This window comes from Bradyrhizobium sp. 147 (assembly GCF_023073935.1).
Taxonomy (GTDB): domain Bacteria; phylum Pseudomonadota; class Alphaproteobacteria; order Rhizobiales; family Xanthobacteraceae; genus Bradyrhizobium.
The window spans coordinates 24,392-45,868 of the sequence record NZ_JADPKL010000052.1 but is presented as its reverse complement, the minus strand read 5'-3'; the positions used below and the strand labels follow the sequence as shown (position 1 = coordinate 45,868).

General features: G+C 57.1%; 17 protein-coding genes and 7 pseudogenes. 19 read left to right on the top strand and 5 right to left on the bottom strand.

The features are described 5' to 3' along the window. Positions 1-221: 221 nt before the first annotated feature. Both IVA87_RS12115 and xopAG read left to right on the top strand, forming a co-directional pair. On the top strand, positions 222-1,898 hold the full coding sequence (locus tag IVA87_RS12115) for a trehalose-6-phosphate synthase (protein ID WP_247333650.1): 1,677 nt from the start codon (positions 222-224) through the stop codon (positions 1,896-1,898). A gap of 626 nt (positions 1,899-2,524) precedes the next feature. After that, entirely contained in the window at positions 2,525-3,868 is a 1,344-nt protein-coding gene (xopAG, locus tag IVA87_RS12110) for a XopAG/AvrGf1 family type III secretion system effector (RefSeq protein ID WP_247305717.1), read from the top strand. 204 nt (positions 3,869-4,072) lie between these two features. Here the strand turns inward: xopAG and istB are convergent. Continuing rightward, positions 4,073-4,696: pseudogene (istB, locus tag IVA87_RS12105) on the bottom strand (IS21-like element helper ATPase IstB); the annotation flags it as partial. Positions 4,697-4,795: 99 nt separating this feature from the next. Here istB and IVA87_RS12100 point away from each other — a divergent pair. Then, entirely contained in the window at positions 4,796-5,035 is a 240-nt protein-coding gene (locus IVA87_RS12100; RefSeq protein WP_247305715.1) for a hypothetical protein, read from the top strand. A gap of 200 nt (positions 5,036-5,235) precedes the next feature. Here the strand turns inward: IVA87_RS12100 and IVA87_RS12095 are convergent, their stop codons facing one another. From IVA87_RS12095 to IVA87_RS12085, 3 genes and pseudogenes are all read right to left on the bottom strand, one after another. After that, positions 5,236-6,135 (bottom strand): bacteriophage abortive infection AbiH family protein, encoded by a 900-nt coding sequence (locus IVA87_RS12095; RefSeq protein WP_247305713.1) that lies wholly within the window; start codon positions 6,133-6,135, stop codon positions 5,236-5,238. Between the two features lie 628 nt (positions 6,136-6,763). After that, positions 6,764-6,949 (bottom strand): annotated as a pseudogene (locus tag IVA87_RS12090) (aldehyde dehydrogenase family protein); the annotation flags it as partial. 1,131 nt (positions 6,950-8,080) lie between these two features. Then, a complete protein-coding gene (locus IVA87_RS12085; protein ID WP_247333649.1) occupies positions 8,081-8,257 on the bottom strand; it encodes a hypothetical protein in 177 nt (58 codons plus the stop codon). A 206-nt stretch (positions 8,258-8,463) separates the two neighbouring features. On the opposite strand from IVA87_RS12085, the gene IVA87_RS12080 reads away from it, so the two are divergent. The 3 genes and pseudogenes from IVA87_RS12080 to IVA87_RS12070 all read left to right on the top strand — a co-directional run. Beyond that, positions 8,464-8,664, top strand: coding sequence for a hypothetical protein (locus IVA87_RS12080; RefSeq protein WP_247278006.1), 201 nt, complete (start codon positions 8,464-8,466; stop codon positions 8,662-8,664). 26 nt (positions 8,665-8,690) lie between these two features. Further along, positions 8,691-8,933, top strand: a pseudogene (locus IVA87_RS12075) (hypothetical protein); the annotation flags it as partial. Between the two features lie 742 nt (positions 8,934-9,675). After that, positions 9,676-10,256 (top strand): annotated as a pseudogene (locus IVA87_RS12070) (transposase); the annotation flags it as partial. 874 nt (positions 10,257-11,130) lie between these two features. On the opposite strand, the pseudogene groEL reads toward IVA87_RS12070, so the two are convergent. Beyond that, positions 11,131-11,556 (bottom strand): annotated as a pseudogene (gene groEL, locus IVA87_RS12065) (chaperonin GroEL); the annotation flags it as partial. A 55-nt stretch (positions 11,557-11,611) separates the two neighbouring features. Between groEL and IVA87_RS12060 the strand changes: the two are divergent. The 13 genes and pseudogenes from IVA87_RS12060 to IVA87_RS12000 all read left to right on the top strand — a co-directional run bounded on the left by IVA87_RS12060 (position 11,612) and on the right by IVA87_RS12000 (position 20,695). Then, positions 11,612-12,804 (top strand): annotated as a pseudogene (locus IVA87_RS12060) (aminotransferase class V-fold PLP-dependent enzyme). Further along, positions 12,801-13,004, top strand: a pseudogene (nifT, locus tag IVA87_RS12055) (putative nitrogen fixation protein NifT); the annotation flags it as partial. The pseudogenes IVA87_RS12060 and nifT, both read left to right, overlap by 4 nt. Before the next feature lie 401 nt (positions 13,005-13,405). Next, positions 13,406-13,786 (top strand): SIR2 family protein, encoded by a 381-nt coding sequence (locus IVA87_RS12050; RefSeq protein WP_247333648.1) that lies wholly within the window; start codon positions 13,406-13,408, stop codon positions 13,784-13,786. 380 nt (positions 13,787-14,166) lie between these two features. After that, the gene (locus IVA87_RS12045; protein ID WP_247333647.1) at positions 14,167-14,547 is read left to right on the top strand and encodes a hypothetical protein; all 381 of its coding nucleotides are present in this window, start codon (positions 14,167-14,169) and stop codon (positions 14,545-14,547) included. 75 nt (positions 14,548-14,622) lie between these two features. Beyond that, entirely contained in the window at positions 14,623-14,847 is a 225-nt protein-coding gene (locus tag IVA87_RS12040) for a ferredoxin (RefSeq protein WP_247333646.1), read from the top strand. A gap of 946 nt (positions 14,848-15,793) precedes the next feature. Next, complete coding sequence (locus IVA87_RS12035; RefSeq protein ID WP_247333659.1) at positions 15,794-16,108, top strand: nitrogen fixation protein NifZ; 315 nt, start codon at positions 15,794-15,796, stop codon at positions 16,106-16,108. After that, positions 16,105-16,344 carry a nitrogen fixation protein NifZ gene (locus tag IVA87_RS12030; protein WP_247305696.1) on the top strand — a complete coding sequence of 80 codons (240 nt, stop codon included), beginning with the start codon at positions 16,105-16,107 and terminating at the stop codon, positions 16,342-16,344. Before IVA87_RS12035 ends, IVA87_RS12030 begins: the two co-directional genes overlap by 4 nt. A 15-nt stretch (positions 16,345-16,359) precedes the next feature. After that, positions 16,360-16,713: a DUF3024 domain-containing protein gene (locus IVA87_RS12025; RefSeq protein ID WP_247305693.1), complete on the top strand. Its 354-nt coding sequence runs from the start codon at positions 16,360-16,362 to the stop codon at positions 16,711-16,713. 33 nt (positions 16,714-16,746) lie between these two features. After that, complete coding sequence (locus IVA87_RS12020) at positions 16,747-17,016, top strand: DUF6129 family protein (RefSeq protein WP_247305690.1); 270 nt, start codon at positions 16,747-16,749, stop codon at positions 17,014-17,016. Positions 17,017-17,579: 563 nt separating this feature from the next. Next, positions 17,580-17,798 (top strand): hypothetical protein, encoded by a 219-nt coding sequence (locus IVA87_RS12015; protein WP_247305687.1) that lies wholly within the window; start codon positions 17,580-17,582, stop codon positions 17,796-17,798. A 1,238-nt stretch (positions 17,799-19,036) separates the two neighbouring features. Next, positions 19,037-19,240 (top strand): hypothetical protein, encoded by a 204-nt coding sequence (locus tag IVA87_RS12010; protein WP_247333645.1) that lies wholly within the window; start codon positions 19,037-19,039, stop codon positions 19,238-19,240. 223 nt (positions 19,241-19,463) lie between these two features. Next, positions 19,464-19,787, top strand: coding sequence for a hypothetical protein (locus IVA87_RS12005; protein ID WP_247333644.1), 324 nt, complete (start codon positions 19,464-19,466; stop codon positions 19,785-19,787). A gap of 431 nt (positions 19,788-20,218) precedes the next feature. Continuing rightward, positions 20,219-20,695 (top strand): Lrp/AsnC family transcriptional regulator, encoded by a 477-nt coding sequence (locus tag IVA87_RS12000; RefSeq protein WP_247333658.1) that lies wholly within the window; start codon positions 20,219-20,221, stop codon positions 20,693-20,695. The last annotated feature ends 782 nt before the right edge of the window (positions 20,696-21,477 follow it).

The following is a 21,477-nucleotide window of genomic DNA, read 5'->3' as shown; positions in this document are numbered from 1 at the left end:
CGCCGACATTACCTACATTCCGACCGCTGAGGGCTGGATCTATCTTGCCGCCATCATCCTGGATGCGAGCGCCGATGCGGCTATTTGGCTCGACACGTGGTCAGCTTCCCGAGAACTAAACCTGCTAGTCCTAAGAGGTAGAAATAAGTGGGGCTGAGAAATAACTGGAGGCAGATCCGCGAACCGCATCAAAACTGAAACATCATCAACGGAGTTACGAAATGGATCGAGTCCATGGTGCGCTCAAAGCGGCGACATTGAGCCCCGATGCTACATTACACGCCGCTCAGCAACCTGAAGCGATAGGCCAGGGGGCGTGTGATCAACGCCTGAGCGAAATCCCACTGCAGCTAGAGCAACAAGCCAGCGGAGGTCCTTCCCAACCTGTTATCTCGAAGGACCTTAACGATCGTCTCGATTTGGTCGGCCGGCCACCAATAATGAAGCTGGTCGTCATTTCGAACCGCGGCGCTCGCTTCGATCCCAATATACCCCAGACCGGCGGACTTGCAGCCGGCCTCGAGCCAGTCTTGGAATGTTCCGGGGCCATCTGGATGTTCTCCTCGGATATCCGCGGCGAGGGGACTGAGAAGCCCCTGCCGCTCGAGAAGGTTGGCAAAGGTCGTGTGGCCAAGCTCGATCTTCCGGTTGAGCACTATCCCGGCTACTATCGAGATTATTCGAACTCGACGTTGTGGCCGGCATTGCACTCCCTGTCCGACCGGATGTCGAGCACGCAAGAGGGGTACCGCAGCTATCGAGAGATGAACGACTTTATCGCGCGCGCGGCGTTTGGCTTGCAGGATAGGGACGCATTCTGGGTGCACGACTATCATTTATTTCCTCTCGCGGCCGATCTGCGTAAGCTCGGCATCGAAGGGCCGACCGGCTTTTTCCTGCATACGCCATGGCCCGCCCCTGACATGATCAAGCTCGTGTCCAATCATCGCGAACTGATGAAGTCGATGTTGGAGTACGATCTGCTGGGTTTTCAGACGAACCGAGACGTGAATAACTTCCTCGCTTGTCTGCGTTCCCATCTCGCGCTGGAGAGCAAGGATGGCGTTGTGATCTCGGAGCGGGGCCAGACGCGATGTCAAAAGTTCCCAATCGGTATCGATCCGAAGCGGTTCGCAGAATACCTGGCTGCAGACTTGTCTCCCGCAGAGCAGGAGAAAGTTTCGTCCCTTCTGAAAAGCGTCGAGGGCACCACGTTTGCGATCGGCGTCGATCGGCTCGACTACACGAAGGGCATCGACCAAAAGGTCGAAGGGTTCAATCAGCTTTTGGTGAAGGCCGAGCCGCGCAGCATCTCGCTGTTGCAGATCGCGCCTCCATCGCGTGCCGACGCTGAAGAGTATCAGAGGTATAGAAACGAGGTAGAGAGCCGGATCAACCAAGTCAATGCCGAGCACGGCACGGACGAGTGGAGCCCGATCCACTACATTAACGAATCGTTCAGCCAGTCGGCACTTGCGCGTCTTTACCGCGCTGCGCGTGTTGGCGTCGTGACGCCGTTGCGGGACGGCATGAATCTCGTCGCGAAAGAATATGTTGCTGTGCAGAATCCAAAGGACCCCGGCGTTCTGGTGCTCTCGAAGTTCGCGGGTGCGGCTGAAGACTTCAACGACAAGGAGGCGCTGCTGGTGGATCCGAACCGTCCTGAAGAAATCAGGGAGGCAATTTGGCAGGCGGTCAACATGCCGCGAGAGGAGCGTATCAGGCGCTGGCGGTCGATGATGGACAAACTTGAAGCGTATACGATCCACCACTGGTCGGCGGACTACCTTCGAGAGTTGGACAAAAGCCAACTTCGCGCCGCTGCAGTGATCGCCTACGACAAGGTCAATCCCGCCCGCACGGAGCTGAGGGGGCGCCTATGCGAGGGGAGTCTTTGAGGCTTTACCGGACCCGGTGAAACACACACAGGATAGCCTTTGGGCGCCGCCGCCGACGACGGCTCCGACCATCGGCCCCAACGGGCAAGAGCCGGCCGCCAGCGACCGATTGGACGAAAAGTAGTGCCCAAGGGCGAGATTCCCGATATTGCCGGTCACGAAGATCTGAGGCTGCTCGTGATAGATCCACCGGTCCATATGACAGCGCCCTCATCTCCTCTGGCCACCTCGCCTCGGCCGCCGAAGCCGTGAGTGCCCTGCTGATTGCGCAGGTGGGGAAAGTGCTCGAAGTAAGACCTCATGTCGGATGCAAACTGATCGCGGTATCTGATCTCTCTTCAAAACCCGAGTCTAATACTGCCAAGTGACAATTCAGTGCGAGCGGGTTCACCTACTGGAGGCGATAGGAAGTGCGTATCACAAATAGTCAATTCGGAACGGTGTTTCGGGCGGCGCCACGCACCGAGATCGCACGACAGGGCTTGATGGTTCGGCCGCGCACGACCAAGTCGAATACGACTCCACCGACCAAGTGCCTTGCCACTCGACAGATCCCTCCTGGTCTTCGTGGGTCCAATCAACGCTCGAAATCCAGTGGCGGAGAGGAAGCACGCGGAAACTGCAACTTGCCGGGCTTGGCCTCTCGCGTGATGAAGTATGCTTTTGGCGCGCTCGGAGCGGTCTTTTTTTATGACAAGATGGCCAACGACTTTTTCCTCTCCACTACGTCTTTGCACGACGGAAAAGGGGGCTTCAGCAGCGACACCAGACTTACCAAGGCCGAAAAACAAGCGGAAGAATACTTTCAAAGTTATTGCAGCCTTTCCGATGAAGAGAAGAATCGCATTGCCAGCCAGGTCAAAGCCCCTAGACTCATTGGCGCTAACAGGTTTGCATCCATGATAGACTACCGTGCTGCCACCAAGGTTCACATCAAGAACCTGGTAAATACGGAGCAAGCACACATCTCCATCATGAAAAATATCAAATGCCTCAAAGGGGGTCGGATGACAATTGAGGGTATCTCGAAACATGCTCCAACGATCGTGCCGGACAGCGTGGATTTGACGAGTTCACCAGAATACCTGAGGAAGAACAAGTACTCCCTGTCAGGTGTTAGAAATGAACAAACCGGCTCGACCGGTTATGCATCGAGGACGATAACGAAGCCATTTATTGAGAGAGGGCTGGATCATTTCATTGCAGAAGTTGAAAGCGACAGATCTCTTTCACCCAAGCAAGCCGTCGAGGCACTGGAAGCCCACCTCAATAGCGACAGACGCCTTGGTGAAAACGCTCAGCTGATCGCGGGCCAAGCGTTTTTGATTGTTAGCCGGGCCTATGAGAGCAAGTGGGGAACCGCACACAAGGTTTTGATGCCTTATCTTCATGAAAAGGGATGGCTGTCTCTGGCGGAAAATGAGAAATTAGGCAAGACGAGGCCATTTGCTCGGGAAGATATGGAAAAGGGCTTGCTCAGGAGAAACACCAGCGTGATCGGCCCGTTTTTTCATGATGCGTACGTCCGTGTGCATAGCGCACTTTCTGAAATGGAGCTGGTATCATCAAAAGACTTTTCGCATAGGGAAGTCAGAGAAATGAGATACCTTCCGATTGCTCATTTTAGGCTGAATGATAGCGAAGATGGATTTGAAGACTGCTCGGGTCTAAGCGACTCGTTCACATCGTTCAACATTGCAGTTTGCATCAATCACGCGAGAATGATGAATGGCGACGAGCGTTTGTCAAAGGATGACGTGGTGGCACTTGTTGGATGTCTGAATGCGGTTTTTGATAGTGCGAGCGGAGTGAGGCATACTCTACAGGAAAACGCGAGAGGATGCTTTGCCGGGGCTGGATACGCGACGGAAGACGCAGACGACTTCTACAGAACTGTATGCAAGAATGCGTCTGATGAGTTTTATGGTGGCAAAGCCAGATACGCTAACCGGAGATTTCTTGGGTTCTGAGGTTGTGAAGATCGAATCCAGCAAAGAGTTCAATTGAGTGTCGGCTTCGCCTCTGCTTGCGCAGTCAGCGCTCTTGATCCTCGCAGAGGACGCTTCAACTATTTGCGGATCTTCATAGTAGCGAATCCACCTTGGGCTGCTCGCGGAGTGGATCCTGAAATCCAAGTTGGCCTTTGTTACTCCATGGGGACGCGAAGTTTCCGGCGCGTGCCACTGGTCGACCGGGAGTTGGCTGGTGACGAGGGTGGAGCGGCGGCCGTAGCGATCCTCCAGGATCTCCAAGAGGTCGTGGCGGGCGCCGGCATCGAGCGGCTCGAGCCCCCAATCATCGAGGATCAGCAGATCGACACGGTCGAGGCCGCGCAATAGGCGTGGATGGCGGCCGTCGCCGCGCCGCGAGAGCGAGGTCATCGAACAGCCGCGGAACACGTTGATAGAGCACGGAGCGATTGTCCCGGCAGGCCTTGTGGCCGAGCGCCGAGGCGAGCCAGCTCTTGCCGACGCCGGCCGGGCCGCAGATCAGCAGGTTAGCATGGTCGTCGATCCAGCGTCCCTCGACAAGCTTGGCAAACAGTGGGCGGTCGAGGCCGCGCGGGTGCGGTAGTCAATGTCCTCGACGCACGCCTGCTGGCGCAGCTTGGCGTAGCGCAGGCGAGTGGCGAGCCGTTTGTCGTGCCGCAGCGAGGCTTCACGCTCGAGCAGCAGAGCAAGCCATTCGGCGTGACCGAGGCTGCCAGCCTCACCGGCAGCCTCGATGGTGACGAAGGCCTTGGCCATGCCGTGGAGGCCGAGGGCGTTGAGGCGGTCGAGGGTCGAATGGGTGAGCAAGGGATGGGAGCCGGAAGAGGCCGCGTCACCCGGGCGACATCATCCCGGAATACTGGGCGAGATCGTCTCGGAACGGGTGGGCGACTTCAAATCGGAATAGTGGGCGAGATCATCTCGGAACGATGGGCGACATCGAGCGGAATCCGCAAGCTTACGGTTCTTACCGACACCGATTGCAGTGTCATGCGTGAATCATTTGGGCGCTGTTCGGCTCTGCTCCATAGTCAGCCAGGAGAGATCAACCCAAGGCTGGCTGCACCTTCCGTTATCGAAGCCGAGATCGATGCGCTGGAGAAATGGATCGCCGACATCCGGGCCCGCCAAGAGAAAGCTGCTTGATCACGCTCAGAACGGGCATGTCAAAAGCGGCACCAACGGCGCCGCCGCGACCCCAGCCACTACATGAAAAGGCTGGCTGGGTTTGCAAGGCTAGGGGCATCTGGCAACCTGTGGTAGAGAGGAGCTGTCAATCCCTCTCATTTGGCAAACCTGGAAGCCCTGTGACGATGCTCGTGGGCGCCGTCGCTGACGCGCCTCGCTCAAAAGTCAACAAGAAGCGCGTACTCAACAAGTCGGGCATCAATGCCGAGATCGCCGACACGCTTGCGGACCGCAGTAGGCTCACCGAAGTAGCTTACTTTCCAGCGCGACCGACTTGCATCGATGTTACGGATCACTTCTTGGAAATATGGATAGTCGACCTCCGAGACGGAGTGCCCCATGACTAGAATTTTCTCAACCGTCGCGAGCTTGCGGAAGAACGCTTGATACCTCTGAATGATCTCCTCAGTTGGCTTGAATGTCTCTTTGAAATAGGAATCAACCAAGGCTTGGCCTTCCACGACACGTGTATCAGCATTCTCGGGGTCGGTGCTAATCCGATAGGGATCAAGATTGTCGTCGGGCTCCCAGCCGTGTCCAAGCACGAGCAGCGCCTCCGGGTCGCTCGCCGCTCCGTGGATGTGCAGGATGTTTTGATCCGGCACGTTGTAGAGGTGCTGCAGTGATCTGGTATAATTGAAGTTCAAGAAGGAGGCTGATGGATCAATCGGAAGCCGCAGGTTCTCAATTGGCGGAGCGTCTGGGATGCGCAGCTGCCGGATCCAATCTCCAAAACGCGCTCGCAATGTCTTCGAAATCCCATCGACAACTTGCTCGATCTCGTACTGGTAATCGTGGTGATAGGCGTCGCTCCATTCTTCGGCGCCATAAGGCATTAAGAAATCGGATGCGTCCTCGATCAACGTATCACTATCGAAGTGCGCGAGCCGTGCCTCGAACTCGGCCCAAAACGCCGCGTTGACGTCGAAATAGCGTTCCACGACCTGATACGTCGCGTGGTCGACCGCCTTCAGGTATTCACCGAATGCCCTGTAAGACGATTGAATTCCGTGATGCAAATCGAACCCATTGCCAATGATGTAGAGTGTGTCGCTCAAACCGTCGTCATCTTTCTCAATAGCGAGCCGTGCCTAGCAGGACTTCGATCAATTCCGCGGCTCGAGCCGAACAGAGTGGATGCGTCAACCCTCTACCCTCTTCGTTGTTCGAGCATCATTCGACTTTTCACGCAACAAGAAGGCAATACATGCTAGCGCCGAAGAGGCACTTCCACACAACCTGCGTCCGTCGGGAGTGGTTCGAAATCGTGCCGCCCGACATCCTGCCCTTTCTTGCGCGAGCCGGTCGGGGCGAGTTCGTCGCCAAGAACGCTTGATGCCTTCCAAATCGTCGGCTATGAGCGCGCCCGGTCTCGGTGTGTGGAAATGGGCTGACCTAGAGATTGATGATTGCTGTCCCTTGTGGGGATGTCTGTGCGGCATGCATTTTCAGGAAGCCTCACAGATGGGATTACAGCATGCGCTGCGACATGCTGTGCGATTTTTAGAGCTCGGGCTGCACGACGAATTTCCGTGGCGATGTCGCTCCTTCCTAGGAAGGGGGCGTGACAACGTCGCGTTTGCATCTAACAGGTGCGGAACCAGCAGTCCCGGTTTAGTCTTGCCGTAGTAGAAAACTGCCTTGTGACGGCGGTTTTACAAAAGAGAAAACTATCGGCGCTTTTTGGACGCCAATCGGTGGCTTGATCGCAAGCAGCCTTGCATCCGGGCGCGGCGAGGGAATCGGTTCGCCATAGATGCGGCGCGTCTCTTCGGTGTAGAACTCGACATAGGCGCCACCGATATCGACTTCGCCTAGCGCCTTGGAGAGCGGCTTGCCCTGCTCGGAGGTGCCGATCGCCAGATTGTTTTTACCAAAGGCGAGGTGAGCCGACTCAGGCGCGATCAATGTAGCAGCCCTCCCGCAGAAGTGACGGGTCCTTTCAGACGCTAGCGCGGGATGGACGAGCCTTGCGCGGGTTGTGCGGCGGCGGTCGGGGTCGTCGCGTTGCTCCTGGAGGTTTTCAAATCCGCGCAATCAGATCTTCGTCGAGCGTGAAAAAAGGCCGCGCGAGATACCGCGCGGCCGAGTCAGGGAGGAAACGCCCCGAAGGGCACTGAATAGGAGCTCGGCAAGTAAATGAACTCACTGGGAACTCCAATCTTGCACGAAACCTCGTCAGATCGTGCAAGCGGATATCGGATACTCATTTACCTGGGAGGATTGGAGGCGTTCGCAGCCATATCTTGCAGTTTTTGTGCGCAGATTTCGTCAAGTTCGCAGCAACTGCTATCGTGAAGCGTTTCTCGCGAGAATATTCGCTTGCGTACTGTTCATTGAGGCCTTCGAACACTCGCTCGGTGTACGCGTCCGTACCCTCGATAGCTCGATTTCAGGATCAATCTAAATTAGTCAGCGCTCGTCAACGAGCGGCAGAGAAACGTTGAGCTCGGCGATTTAGCAGGATAGCTGCGCGACAGTGCGAACCAGCATCGGGCGCGTCCGGACAAGTCATTTGAGAGGCAAAATGCACAAAGTCGCGATCAGAGATCGTTGGACATCATCACCGCGTCGCGGATTCCACGTTGGGCTACTCGAACAGCTGGCACTCCCGGGGATTTCAGGGGTCATTATCACAGGCGCAATCTGCACTGTCGCACGCTCTACGGGAGCGTGGCGCAACGTGAGTCGAATGCCAGCAACGAATTCAAAGGTCATGTCGTATCGTTGTCATAAACCTTCTTGGAATCCGGGCAAATTGCAACCGAATTCGAGGGCAAGCCCAGTGAAGAATCGATCAAGAAACATGCCGACAATCATTAGCGCCAGCTCGCAGCATCCAGTCGTATTGAGGGATTCGTGACCGATTTGCGCGACGATGACCCCATGAAGGAGGCGACCTCCCTGCGGTCTGTCATCAATCTCTATGCAACACGCTTCCAGAACGTGGTCTCGGCCCAACGAAACCTTGGCTTCAACGAGAATTAAGGAGTTCAATGCAAGTTACGAATGGCCGTGCGCGCAGTTGAGCATCGGGTGAGCGAGCTCAATTAGCCTCAGCGCGCGATATTGATGCTGAAGATGCGCCGCCACGAGAAAGAGTTCATGTAACGCGGCGAGGACAAAGCCATCGCGATGAAAATCGTCAAAAAGAGCCTCTTCGAGGCTGGATTCCATCACGGAGGTGGTTCCTCGGCACTGACGTGGCGGAGCAGGAGCATCACAACTATGCGCCATGAGGAGGACACGGCCGCGACGTTTCAGGTAATCAACAAACAACGGCAACTGTGGTGAAGTTCATAGTCTTGGAATCAGCTAGTAGTTCATTCGAAAGTTTCAGCGTACTTCCTCGTGCTACCATTCTTTGCGCCTTGCGGAGTCGCCAAGTGTTGGACGCAACGACCACTGCGCTTTTGCGTGCTGTTCTTGAGGAGGTTTGCGAGGGTCTGCCTCGCAACGAAACCGGCACTCGGGCCCATGTCGCTTCCAAGATCTTGGACGCCGCCAACAGAGGTGAGATCACGGCGGACCGCCTTAGGCAGGTCGGCATGGAAGCTCTTCGCTCTGCGCCAACAATGTGGCGGTAGGTGCGGACAACAGTGATAGTGTTAATGTGAACTTCCAAGTCACGGTGCTGAAGATCCTTGTGAGCTACCCGGACGGGTTCGAATCGATGCCGGACCTCAAGCGAGACATGGCCATTTTGGCCACGAGCGGTCCCGATTGGGCGGCGCGCACCAAGAGAATGGGCGCCCGCGTGCCCGAGCTCGACCTTTTTTCGCAGCGACTCGTCGAGCGTGTGAATGGAGGGTGGCGCATCACGGACAAGGGACGAGCGGTGCTCGAACTGATGGAGCCGGGCCCGATCACGCCCCAAGTCCAGGCCAGAGGACAGGAGAGCTCCTGAGCTGCCATCGCCAGTGCCGGCACGATCCCATTCTGTCGAACTACGTCGGCGCCAGCCTGAACGACTGGGGCCGCGCCGGTCCTCGAAGAGCCGAACGTGCGCACCGCATTCTTAGACCGACTATCTAGGCGATTAAGGCCGCGCCCGACGATCAGGTTGCCGAAGGAGAATTTTCGATGCCGTTGTGGAGTTCGAGCTTTTTATTTGGAGAGCTGGAACGAGAAGTGCTGATATCTCAGCACATATCAGGGAAAGGTGCTGTTGCTTCGATCAGATCCAAGATCCCGGGATGGCAGTGCGCCATTCATGTATGGACCTCGAGTTTCGGCGCGTGAGCCGTTGGCTGGAGCCACGGCGCAGGCGCGGCCAAGTGGGACGGAGTGCCTGGGAGCCTCGCCGCCTCTCCGGCAACAGTATCGCTGATGCCGCTCGGCATAAAGCGATCGATGGCCGACACGCTTGGTTCGCATTGACTCACGTCAATTCGCTCCCGCCTCGTTCTTGAAGCATCCCTCTTAGACCGTCGTCCGTGAACAACGCCTAAGGTGCTGATCAGGAATCGGTTTTCCGGACGGTGGCGCGTTTCGGATTGCAGGCTTTGATAGGTTTGAGCATCGGAAGCCTGCAACTTGCAGTTTGAGACTCCGTCGAATCGCGAAAGCCGGATTCGATGGCCGCATCGGAGGAGCCGATGCGACCGAAGAAGCCGAAAGCGACCGAAGAAGGCGATCTATTTCGTGCCAGGCTCGACCAGATCATCAACATGAAGCACGAGCTGGTGCAGCTCGCCGGCAAGGTCGACTGGGATTGGATCGATGCGCAGATTGCACCGCTGTACAGCGACAAGGGGCCGCCCTGGGATCGAGACCCGCTTCGTGGTTGGGCTGCTGCTGCTCAAGCACATTTATGACCTCTCCGACGAAGTCGCGTGCGATCGCTGGGTCCATGATCCGTATTCCAGCACTTCACCGGCGAGGCGTTTTTCCAGCATGAGTTTCCGCATGAGCGCTCGGATCTCAGCCATTGGCGCACGCGCTTTGGTGCAAGCTCGAGCTTCTGCTGGCCGAGAGCCAGAGGGTGGCGCACTACGCCGGAGCACTGCGCAGGCGCGATCTCAAGCGGGTCACGGTGGATACCACGGTGCAGCCCAAAGCCGTCACCTTCCTGACAGACGGCAAGGTGCTGTGCGAAACAGCATCACCCAGGGTCTTGCCAGTCCGGACAGGGCTCGGCCGAGGCGCGCCGAAGCAAAAGGTCTCTCTCCGATCAGCTCCATGAGCTTGGCTTGTGCTGCGCGAGTTAAGTGCCACTGCGCCAACTCGGCACGAAAGACTGGCTGAGCTGCCTCCGCGCAAGCGCAGAGTAACTGCTGGCTAACGAGGCCGCCGCAAGACCAACCTGAACTCTCACGATCTCCGCCGGCCGATGGCCCGTCGGATCTGATTGACCAGATAAGTCCCCCAAATGATCATCATGTCGCCGACACGTTCCGCGCGCTTGCTCTCAAGGAACGTTGACCGGCGGCATGGCCGCGGTCGGGCGCAACACGAAGCGTTCTTGCTGCTGCCCGCGCGCCGCCAAGATGATTGCAAAAACCACAAGGAAAATTAGAGACCCACGCATGACCAAAAACTACCTCCGAACATGAACCCCTCACATCCGGGCCAAACGACACGCATCGCGGGCAGGATGTCGCGCCGCTCTTCAGGTGCCGTTTGCTGAGCCGAAAGCAATAGCGATCATTCGTGCCGTAACACGGCCGAGTAGCCTTGTGCGGTGCTCAAATAATGCATTTTCGAGGCGCAACAGCCGGAATTATGTGCGCAATCAGGATAAGAACTCACCGCGCGGGCGCAGGAAGGGGGCCCGGTTGCAATTCAGGCCGCAACTAGGGGCGCTCATGCGCGAGCATGATTTTGTTTCCGGCCGCCTCCTGGGGGTGACCGCCGCGGGACTTATACTCCTATGTTCCAGCCTATTCGCCTTCGTCTTCTTGTAGAGCTTAAGCAATTTAAGGCCTCGTATCGCCTCTGACGCCAAAGACCATAAGTTTTTTCGACTGCCGACTTGCCACCTTGGCCAGCTTGATGTGCCTCGCGAAGAGCTCTTCTGCTTTTTTTCTGCCGGAATGACTTGAAGGCGCCGCTGAGCGGTGTGATTCTGATGCTTTTGGAACAGTGCGCAGGCCCTTGGGCTGCTCGGAGGCACAGAGCAGGGCGACGGCGCTGCCCAGGACGATGCCCTGCTCGATAGCCGCGCGGGTCGCATGCATCGCGTCATCAACGCGATCCTTGCGCTCCTTCGACTTTGGTCGCGCCGCCAACGCGGATCACCGCGACGCCGCCGAGCTTGGCGAGACGCTCCTGAAGCGTCTCAAGGTCGTAGTCCGAGGTGGTCTCCTCGATCTGAGCCTTGATCTGGGCCACGCGCGCCTCGACGTCGGCCTTCTGCCGGCGCCGTTGACGATCGTGGTGTTCTCCTTGTCGATCATCAACTTCTTGGTGCGACCGAGCATGTTGAGCGTGACGTTCTCCAGCTTGACGCCGAGATCTTCTGAGATCGCCTCGCCGCCTTCGCTTGATCCGGGTGGCGGCGCAACCAAGGCGCTCGAATTGAGGGAGGATTAAGTGCTGATCTATCTCGACAACAACGCGACGACACGGACAATCCGTCCATCCTACAAGCCATGTCGCCGTTCTTCTCCGAACAGTTCGGCAATGCCTCCTCCGCCCATGCCTTTGGCCGAGAGGATGCGGAGCCGTGAAGCAGGCGCGTCGCAGCGTGCAAGGATTGTTAGGGAGCGCGCATGATCACGAAATAGTCTTCACATCCGGCGAGAGCGAGGCCAATAACACCAAATTCCTTTCTGCGCTCGCGACGCAGGAGCGCCGCGACGAAGTCGTCACCTCCGTCGAGCATTCCGCCATCCTTGCGCTGGTCGAGCAATTTGGCGACAACGACGGTTAAGACGCGCGTGATCCCTCTACATTCATACGGCCGGCTCGACATCCGGGCGTTTCGATGCGCGCTCGGACCGCGTACTGCGATCGCGTCTGTTATGTAGGCCAACAACGAGACCCGGCACGATTTTTCCGGTGGAGTTTCTAGCCGGGTGACGCGAGAGGCGGGCGCGCTGTTTCATACGGATGCGGTGCAAGCCGTAGGCAGCTGCCCATCAAGCTGAAGGACAGTGCCATCGACATGCTGTCGCTGTCCGGGCTCAAATTGCACGGTCCTAAGGGGATCGGCGCGCTCGATTTGCGCGAGGCACAAAAAAATTCAGGCCGCTGATCTCGGGCGGCACACAGGAACGGCGGCGCCGCTGCGGAACCGAGGATATCCCCGGCATGGTCGTCGGGTCTTGAAAAGCCGCAGAGCTTGCGGCGGCTCGGCTCGAGCCGGAGCGCTTTCGCATTGGTGCATTGCGCTACCGCCTCCAGCAGGGGATTTTAGCCACCTCCGACTGCATGGCGCTTGGCGATATCAGCAACCGGCAACCAAGTAGGACAAACATCGCTTTTGACCATCTCGAAAGCGCGCAATTCTCCACCATCTCAATCGTGTGGGCATTGCCGCTTCGCTCGGATCAGCCTGCGGATCCTGCTCAATCGAGCCGTCGCATGTCCTGCACGCCATGGGCTTGCCGGAGAAGAGCCTGCACGGCGCGGTGCGCTTGCCCCTGTCGCGTGAGACAACCCTCGAAGAGGTCGACCAGGTCGTCTCCGTACTGTCAAACATTGTGGCTCAGCTGCGCGCCAACTCGCGGGAGCATGCTAAACCACGCAAGTATACATCGCGGTCCAGAAAATTGACCTCATGAAACTCTTGAGTCGCCGCTCTCTTGATGCGGGCCGTTCGCAAGAAAGCTCTCGAAGAGCCGATCGTGGGATCCGAGTATGAAACGCTCTCGCGCGGTTGGATCAGAATGGCCAATGGCTGGATGACGATCTGCCCGAGATGGCGAGCGACACGCCGCTGCCGATCACAATAAATGCCAGGACGCGGGGGAGGACGGGCGAACTGATGAAGGCGCTCCCGCGAATTGAGTTTGTCAACGCAGCCGACGCGAAGGTGATTCTTACCGATCTTGCGGTGAGGATGAGAGCCTAGCATTGTTCCGTATCTCGGACTTGGCCTCGCCGAGTTGATCGGACCACATATGCCAATGACACAGGAGGCCTTCTGCCTTCTCCAGCAAAGTTGCGCTACCGCGCCAGGCCAAAGGCAATGTCTGGGCGCCGGCGCAGAATGTCGAGAGCGACATACATCGCTCCACCGTGACGGCTTTGATGGTCCAGGCGTTCGCCCGCCGGTGGAGTCGACACCACTGCATCATCATCTAGCATCCTTACTGCCGGTGATAGTCGACTCTTGGTACGACGGCCCGATGCGGACGGCACTCGGTCGACGGATGGGGTGAGATGCAAAGTATCGCGCGCTCCGGCATCCACGTCGATTGCTGGTATCCAATTTACGATCCGGCGAGCCAAAAGGTTGATCATGCCTCGGCGACCCATTGGCCTACTGTGCTGCGCAAGGCGCACGGCAGCGTGCTGCCGGTCAAGAGCTTTCTGATTACTGACGCTGATTATGTTGAGGTTCTGACTGCAATCGGCATCCAGACACCAGTTCCCAATCTCATCAAGGAAAGGCGGAACGGACGGAGCTTCCTCTTCTTCGGCTGTCTCTTCAATGATCGGCTTTTTGCTATTTATGCGCGGCAGATCACCAAACGCTCGGCTGACGTCCATTACGCATGGTCGATCCGCAAGCACTCTCGCGCAACGAACTCTACTTTCTGATCGAGCAACACCTCACACCGATCGCGATATGACTCCCGCACGCGATAGAGATGTTGAGCGCCAAGTAGCGGCGCGAAGTGGGCTGCTCGCCGCGGTCCGCTAGTAGGAAGAGGTCGCATCGCAAACGACGGGTGCGGGTTGGGAGAATTCACGCGAGCTCAATGAGAACCCAGCGGCCATCTCCGTCACAATTGCGACGCCTGTCGCATTTGCTACGTGTGAACTGTCGCTGACGCGTGCACAACTGTGCGGATCACGTCTAGCTAACTCATTCACAGGGCGGGGAATGCCAGCCATCCGAGATGGCACGAGAGTTGCTAACTCTCGTTCTGTGGCCGCTCAGGCTGTTCGCCAGGTGCACACTGGGTAGAGAATTGAATATGAACGCTGTTGCCGGACGCGGAAAACATGTCAAACATGCTGAGGATAGCGGCGGGATGCGGGTCATCGCCGATTATAAGGGTTCCTGGAGCTCTTCGAAGAATGGCAAACGGAGCTATGGGTCACAGGCTGCCCCAGGCGATCTGCCGTCCGAAATCTCGGACAAAGTTAGGACTCATCCCTGCTATAGCGAAGAAGCTCATCATCCTTACGCTCGCATCCAAAACTCGTCGGGCACCGTCGTGGCCAAGATTGGTGGCTACCCAAGAGACATTCTGATCAATGCTGGGATCGAGCCGATCGATCAATCCGAACACGATCGTCGAGAAATCGGCGATCGGATGGTTCAGGGGCTATCTCCACAAAATCAAGAGCGGTGAGATCCGGCACGTCAAGCGCGGCGACGCCGCGATGCGGCAAGAACCGTGACCTCGGTCGCGTAAGAGGTTGTATCGATGCCATTCAAGATCATCGCCTCGCAATGTACGAGTTCCTCGGCTTGTGAACCCTTATGCCCGAATGTTGCAATGTCGGTGAAGGCCGGAAACTTCGTAATTGAATCCAAGAAGTGCACCGAATGCATCGTCTATTTTGACGAGCCGCAGTGTGTCGCTCTCTGTCGAGTTGAAAACACCAACGTCATCGACACATCAGTGCCGCGTTACCAGGCGCCTGCCTAAAGGGGTGTGCTCGTGAACTTCATGCCGAGCTCCGTCACTGCAAAGTCGCGAGTATCGCCGTGTGCATCGACGGCTCCGCAGGCGTCGACTTGCAACTTCCTGTCATGGCCATGGATTGCTCAGGATCAATCGCCAACATCGATGCGTAGGCGGCGCCGCGGGGCCCGTAAGAAAGTCATGGAGCGCAACGGTCCAAAGTTGCGCCCCGATGCCGAGCACCCACTAAGCAGCGCTGTCATCGATTTGACCCACGCCGCTGTGCTGACGGGGCTGTTCTTCGCCGGGCCAGGTGCACCGCCTTGCAACGTCGAAGGGGCCACCTGTCAGAGGAGGAAAGCTGTCCATGAACATGGACCAAGTCATTCCACTATCAGGCAGCAAGGGAGCGTTGGTCGCGCACACGCGGCTCGACGAAGGTCTGCTACCCGGAGCCGAGGATCAGCAACAGCAGACCGGACTCTTCTATCACTCTGGACAGAGTGGCCGAAAGCACCTGCTCGAAGCAGAGACGTTGGCTTCTGTCCCGATCGAGCTCTACCGCTCCGACTTCGACAGACTCGCTGGGCCAAGACGTCGGAGGTGGCAAAGCTCTGCATTTTATTGCGGCTGTTGGATCGGGACGCAGCGCATCGAGTCGCGCCGGCTTGGCTGGCTGATGAATGATGAGGCCATTGAGTTTCGCCGCATGGTGGCACGACGTATGCGGCTGCTTGGCATGGTGAACGACCCCGACACCTCCGTGCACCTCGAGTTCGCGCAGCGACTGTCACCTCATTCGGTAACCGCTCTGAACCGCGAACCTGAACGGCATACCCGCTACGAAGTGGCGATTCGCCTCGCGGATGACGAGTCGGTATGTCTCACCGCAGACGAGGACAATATGCTTCAGAAGAGCACCTCTGCTCGCGTCTCCGTGCGCCCTGCAGGTTCGCGAGGGGGGCGGTGCATGAACATGATCGTTCGCGACAGTGATGTGGTCCAGCTAACCGGGCCGCCCGCGTTCAGCTTCGGCGAAAAGGTGCGGGCCAGCAGTACCATCCGCAATGACGGTACCCTTCGCGGTAAGGAGATCGGCGACATTCTGGCCAAGAAGGGCGACGTGGGTTATGTCGTTTCCATCGGCACGTTCCTGCAGAAATTCTATATCTACGGTGTCGAATTTCTTGAAAGTGGCTACCGCGTCGGCATGGGGCGCAAAGAGCTCGACCCGGTCGACGAGGGCGTGGATGATCTGCCATTGCCGGAAGTGGCTGTGTCATGACAGAGCCGCGCGTTCCAAAATATCGATCGGGCCAGCGCGTGAAAACCGCTGTCAAGCTCATCAATGACGAATCAGTTGCCACCGCGCCGCCTGATGGGATCCTGGTCGGCGCCGGTGCTATCGGCGAGATCGTCCGGGTCGCGATGCATACCGAAGCCAGCGTGCCGATCTATCTTGTAGATTTTGGTGAGCGGCTGGTCGTTGGTTGTCTTGAAGAAGAGATCACAATCCTTTGAGGGGATGTTCTCGCAATGAGAGTGTCGAGAGAGGTACCGGTCGGGCTGATCCCGCATCCGAACGAGCTAGATCGCAAGCGGATCGAACGTGCTTTGATCTCGCGCAAGCATTATCGCTATGTCTTTCCGAGTGTGACGCCGGTAAAGGCTGGCTATCTCATAGAGAGTCCCTGCTGCTCGCGCAATATCGACAACGATGGCGGTCAGATCGATGTCGCGCTATTTCATTACGATGCCGTGAGCGGGATCTGGAAACTGTTCTTCAAGAATCATGCGCGAGGAAGCTGGAAATTTTACAGCATTTTCCACCGGCTTGCGTCGGCGATCGATGAATTGAACACGGATCCCGAGCGGCTCTTCTGGCAGTGATGCTCACTTGGCAGTAATCATATAGGAGCCACAATGGCACTAGCCACAGAACAATTGATCGAAATAGAACGCCTGCTTGCGACAGCTAACACAGACACTAGCGCCGTTGCTGACCTAAGGCGCCGCTTTCCGCAGCTCACCTTGGTTCGATGTGATGCATCGGATGTGACGCAGCAGCCATTCCGGCGTCTTCCGCAGTTTGACCTGCATCTAATCGATGGATCGGACCACTGCATGCAGATTACGGCCGACCAGGCGCGAGCGACTGGGTTGGTGCTGGCTAGAAGGCATGTTGGGCGGTGATCGGCACTGGACCCGCAGAGAATCGCCTCGATGACGCCGAGGCGGTGAATGCAGTTCCGCTCTCGGATCTTTATATCATTGTTGCCGACTCTCTGCCGTCGAAGCGCTATTGTGTTCGCAGCGAATTTCCAGTCGGTCGACGACTGAGACGCTCGAACGAGCTTTCGGGGTCTATGTTGGCCGCAAGTATAGCGTTGCGGTTCCAAGCGCACGATTGGGCTGCTGCTTGGCCTGTAGGCCCTCGTTATCGAGCGGGAGCAAGAGGTAATCAGCCTCCTCCTATTCGTTTCTCAGACCCTCCATGCCATCAATCTCGCGGACGCGCGGGCGGAGTTTGCCGACATCGACTGTTGGCCCGAAACGTGACTCAAGGCAATGCTGAAGAACGTATGAGGCCTAACACACAGGCGATTGTCGCCGCCAAGCCGAACGGACCACCCGGCACCAATGCAGGTGCGAAGTTCAAGTCGCGGCGCGAGGTCCACCCAAAAGGGGGCGAAACTGAACACGTCACGATCGAGCAGCCCACCGGTCTCTAAACCTGTCAAAAAAACGGGAACGATATGAACCCGCAGATCATCATTCACGTCCGCTTCGCCCCGAATGGCAGAGTGATCCAGATCAGCGAGCGCCCGGCGAGGCTCACGCCCGACCAATGGTTTGATGTTCTCAAGGCCCGAGCCGGCTCTGCCTATCGCCCACTGTCCCGTGGTTGTGGCGTTTTTCGGCTGACCCGGGCCGCAGTTGATACCTTCAAGCAAGAAGCTGTGATGCTGGCATGAGCGAAGAGATCATCGATATCGTGGCTGAGCCATAAGATTGAGGTGTTCGCAGGCTGTCCAGCCGATGCGGTCGAGCGGGTGGCGCTAGCGCGTACAGTCTGTCGCAGATCGAAGACATCGGCGAGGGCCTGCCGGTTACAATTCTTGTGATCCTGACTTTCGGCAATGACACGATTAGGCCAATCGTTGCTGGCACGACGGAGTCTGGCTTAAGATCAGTTACTGCGGGTTGTTCTCCGGATCGGTCATGATTCAGATACAACGGCACGGTGCGACCTTGGAGGTCGACAGTGGGTTTTGCATCGGGGCCCCGGAATGGACACGCGCTGAGATCGGTTGCACTCCACGCTGTAGTCGACAGTTGGGTCCGAGTGTCCGGGGGTGCGTATAGTCGCGATCCGTCGACTTTGCGAAACACCCACGTGCCGGCGGTCTCGTTCCTCCGATAACCGATCGACAGGCCTCGTCCGATTGATACCAAGACGGGCGTTTTGCGCACCGGCTTGTCCCGCCGCGCACTGCGGCTTTCGAGCGTCTTGTCCCTGATGCGCCTGACCATCGCCGATGCCTCAGCTTCATTGCGAAGTGTCCAGCCGGAGTTCAGTGGACAAGAATGTATACGGGACTGATACTGGCGGACGCCAGCGCACTCGATTCCTTGAGACGGCCGGCAAGTCGAAGATCTCTATAATAGGGCGCCGTGTCCCTCTCTCAGCTGAACAAGAACAAGCGTCGCTCAGAAGCATGCCTTGGCCGCGGAAGGAGCCCATGGGAGGGAGACAAAAGCTCGCTAGCGTTTCTTTCCTGCGGAGCCTTTAGCGCCGTCTTCTTTTCGAAAGCTGTACAAGCGGAAGACACCGATCAGCATATGTTAGGTGAATCATCCCGTTCACGTCGCGATACGCGAGAACCGACAAGTCTGAGTTGACAGCTGAATTAGACGGTTGCGTCTTACAAGGGATATTTTCTCAAAATTACCCAGATTCAGAGTTCGGTCGCCGCGACCAATGCGACCTCATCTGGAATAATCACGATCGGGCAGGGCCGTAAGGTCGAAGCAGAACAGTTCGAGTCATCTCCAAAACGCTGAGCGAAAAACACCGCGTATCCACGGACGACCGCTGGGACAAAGGTCCATCGCTCCGATCTCATTGGCAAAGGCTGCCGCAGAGCCGGAATGATCTCGTGGGATTGCGCATGCCCTGCATCGGAAGAGATAAGGTAAAGCGGGTTATGGCATGAGCTACACCAACGCAGCCTTTAGTTTCTGGTGGACCCGCTGGAACAATAACTACGAAGTCTTCGCGGTGGCTGGACGCCCGATGATTGGTTCGGCCTCTCTTGCAGGCGGCGAACACTGCGAGGACCATTCTCGGATCCTATTATCTGTTCGAGGCGCATCGAATGTTCTTGATGACCTGAGCGAGCCCAAAGATATCTGACCATCAAGAAAATCTGCTTGTTGGACGCCTGCTCATGGCAAATGCAAGGAAATACGCCTATGGCCGCCTCTTCCCAGTCGCACCGGCTTTCACAAACCGGAGTTCGTGCCCTTGAGAGGCAGCGCCGCGTGCTCGAATGCATGATCGACGAGCGCGCCGATGGATCTGCATTCTGGCTCATTGTTCCGAGCAGTTCCTGTTATCGGAGCAGGAGTGCGATATTTTGGTTGATTTGTCCCTGGCTCATGTGGGTAGTCGCAAGGCGGTCATGATCACATGCAAACATTTCAGCACGCAATTTGCAATCGAGCGCGTCCGCTATGCGGCCGCGCGTGGCGCAAGCCTTCTGATGCTGATGCCGCCCTACCACGGCGTGAGCCTCAACGCAGACGCGCCCTCGGTGCTCGATCGTTTCGGCCGCATCGCAGATGCAGCCAAGATTTCGATCCTGGTCCTGAATGCGCTGCTCAGTGGCGTGACGTTAACAATGTCCTTTCTGGTGCGCCTTGCCCGGGAGATGCCGCGCTTTGGTTATTTCAATACGTGATATAGCTGAAGGAAATTCACCCCGCACTAGCTCGCCCGCGAGGTCAATCCAATGGCGCTCCATTGGTGACGCTAAGCCGCCCACATGTCCGCTCCCGAAGGGACTACATTCAATCAGCTGCCAGGGATCAAGAGAGGTGCGGTACAGACAAATTCACCTCCACCAACAGCGCCTTGAGGAAAAGAGCTTTAGCGGCTTATTGGAATTGGGGAACGCGACGCAAGCCGACCGGGCGCGCACAAGGCCGGAACCGGTGGTTGGCTGTCCCCGATAAGGTTTGAGCCTTTCAACTCGTCAGTGCGCGCTTGTCGGCTGAAGACGTACATTCGTAGAGGTGCTAGGGAGGAGGTTTAGAGATGACCGGGACGCTCAATGGCACTACCTCGCATGCCTGGAGGAGGCGGTCGCGCTCGAGAGTCCGCAATGCAGCCATGGAAATCGACAAAATCGATGCTCGTCTTCTTGATCTCGTTCAACGCAACAATCGCCTAAGCAGTGAAGAACTCGGCGCGAAAGTTGCCCTATCTGCATCCGGAGTTCAGCGCCGGCTAAAGCGCCTACGGAAAGAGGGCGTGATAGAATCAGACGTCTCAATCATTTCGCCAAGGGCGATCGGCCGAAACGTGACTATGCTGGTCCTCATTTTCTTTGAGCGCGATCGCGCCGACATCATTGATCGCTTTAAGCGGGGCATCCGCACTATGACGGAGGTGATGAGCGGAGTTTACGTCACGGGCCAAGCTGATTTCATCCTGTTGGTGACTGCAAATAACATGGAAGAGTACGAGCATTTCACCCGACGCTTGATAAATGAAAATCCAGATATAAAGCGCCTCGAAACTGTAGTTGTTCTGGACCGAGTCAAAGCCGGTTTCATTTTACCAATGGGGTCTCTGGCATGCTGGTGACCAATCTCGCCGTGACCCTTAACGCCCTCATCTTGGATCAAGCATAATCGCTTTCCACGCGGTGAGAGCGGTAACGACCATCTCGCACTCTCGGCCCGCGTCGATGCGGTCCGATTAAATGAGGCCGCGTTCCAGCACTTCCATCTGGCTCGGCGCATGCTCCTCAACAGCAATGTCCGAGGCTAACACTATGAGGCTGCACTTGTTGTGCGGTTTCGGACTGCCGAACAAGTCAGGTCAGGTTCAAGACGCCTTGCGATCGACAGGTCGCTAATTTTTCCGGGCATAATCAGAAGCTTTATTCAGCAAGGCGCTGGTGCGGGATTGCTGCAAGCACTCGTCAAGGGCGAGCGTCAACGCAGGCTCGCAAGAGCGATCTCTCCTTTTGAACCCGGACTGGTTCGAATGGCGCGCTACTTATCGGTTGATAGGAAGATTGATACAATCGCGCTCCCAAAGACGGCATGGGCAGTTCGATCACGTCCCAGAATACGCCGGCAGCAACACGGGCAAAGCTCTAACTGACGCGGGCGTCGGCGGCGTCGAGGGGCCAAAATGGAGATGGGATAGACGATCGGAATATCGGCTGAGTGAGGACGGGTACCCCAACTGGCGACGTCGCTCCGGCTTAGCACCTCTATTAACTTCCTGGAAGAGTGCGGCACCTGTGAAGACATGGATGACATCTCGTGCGAACCGTCGACATACGTCGACTGCAACGGCATTTGCGATCTGATTCGCAAGTTCAAAGCGCAGGAGATGTAAATCGCGATATTTGGTGA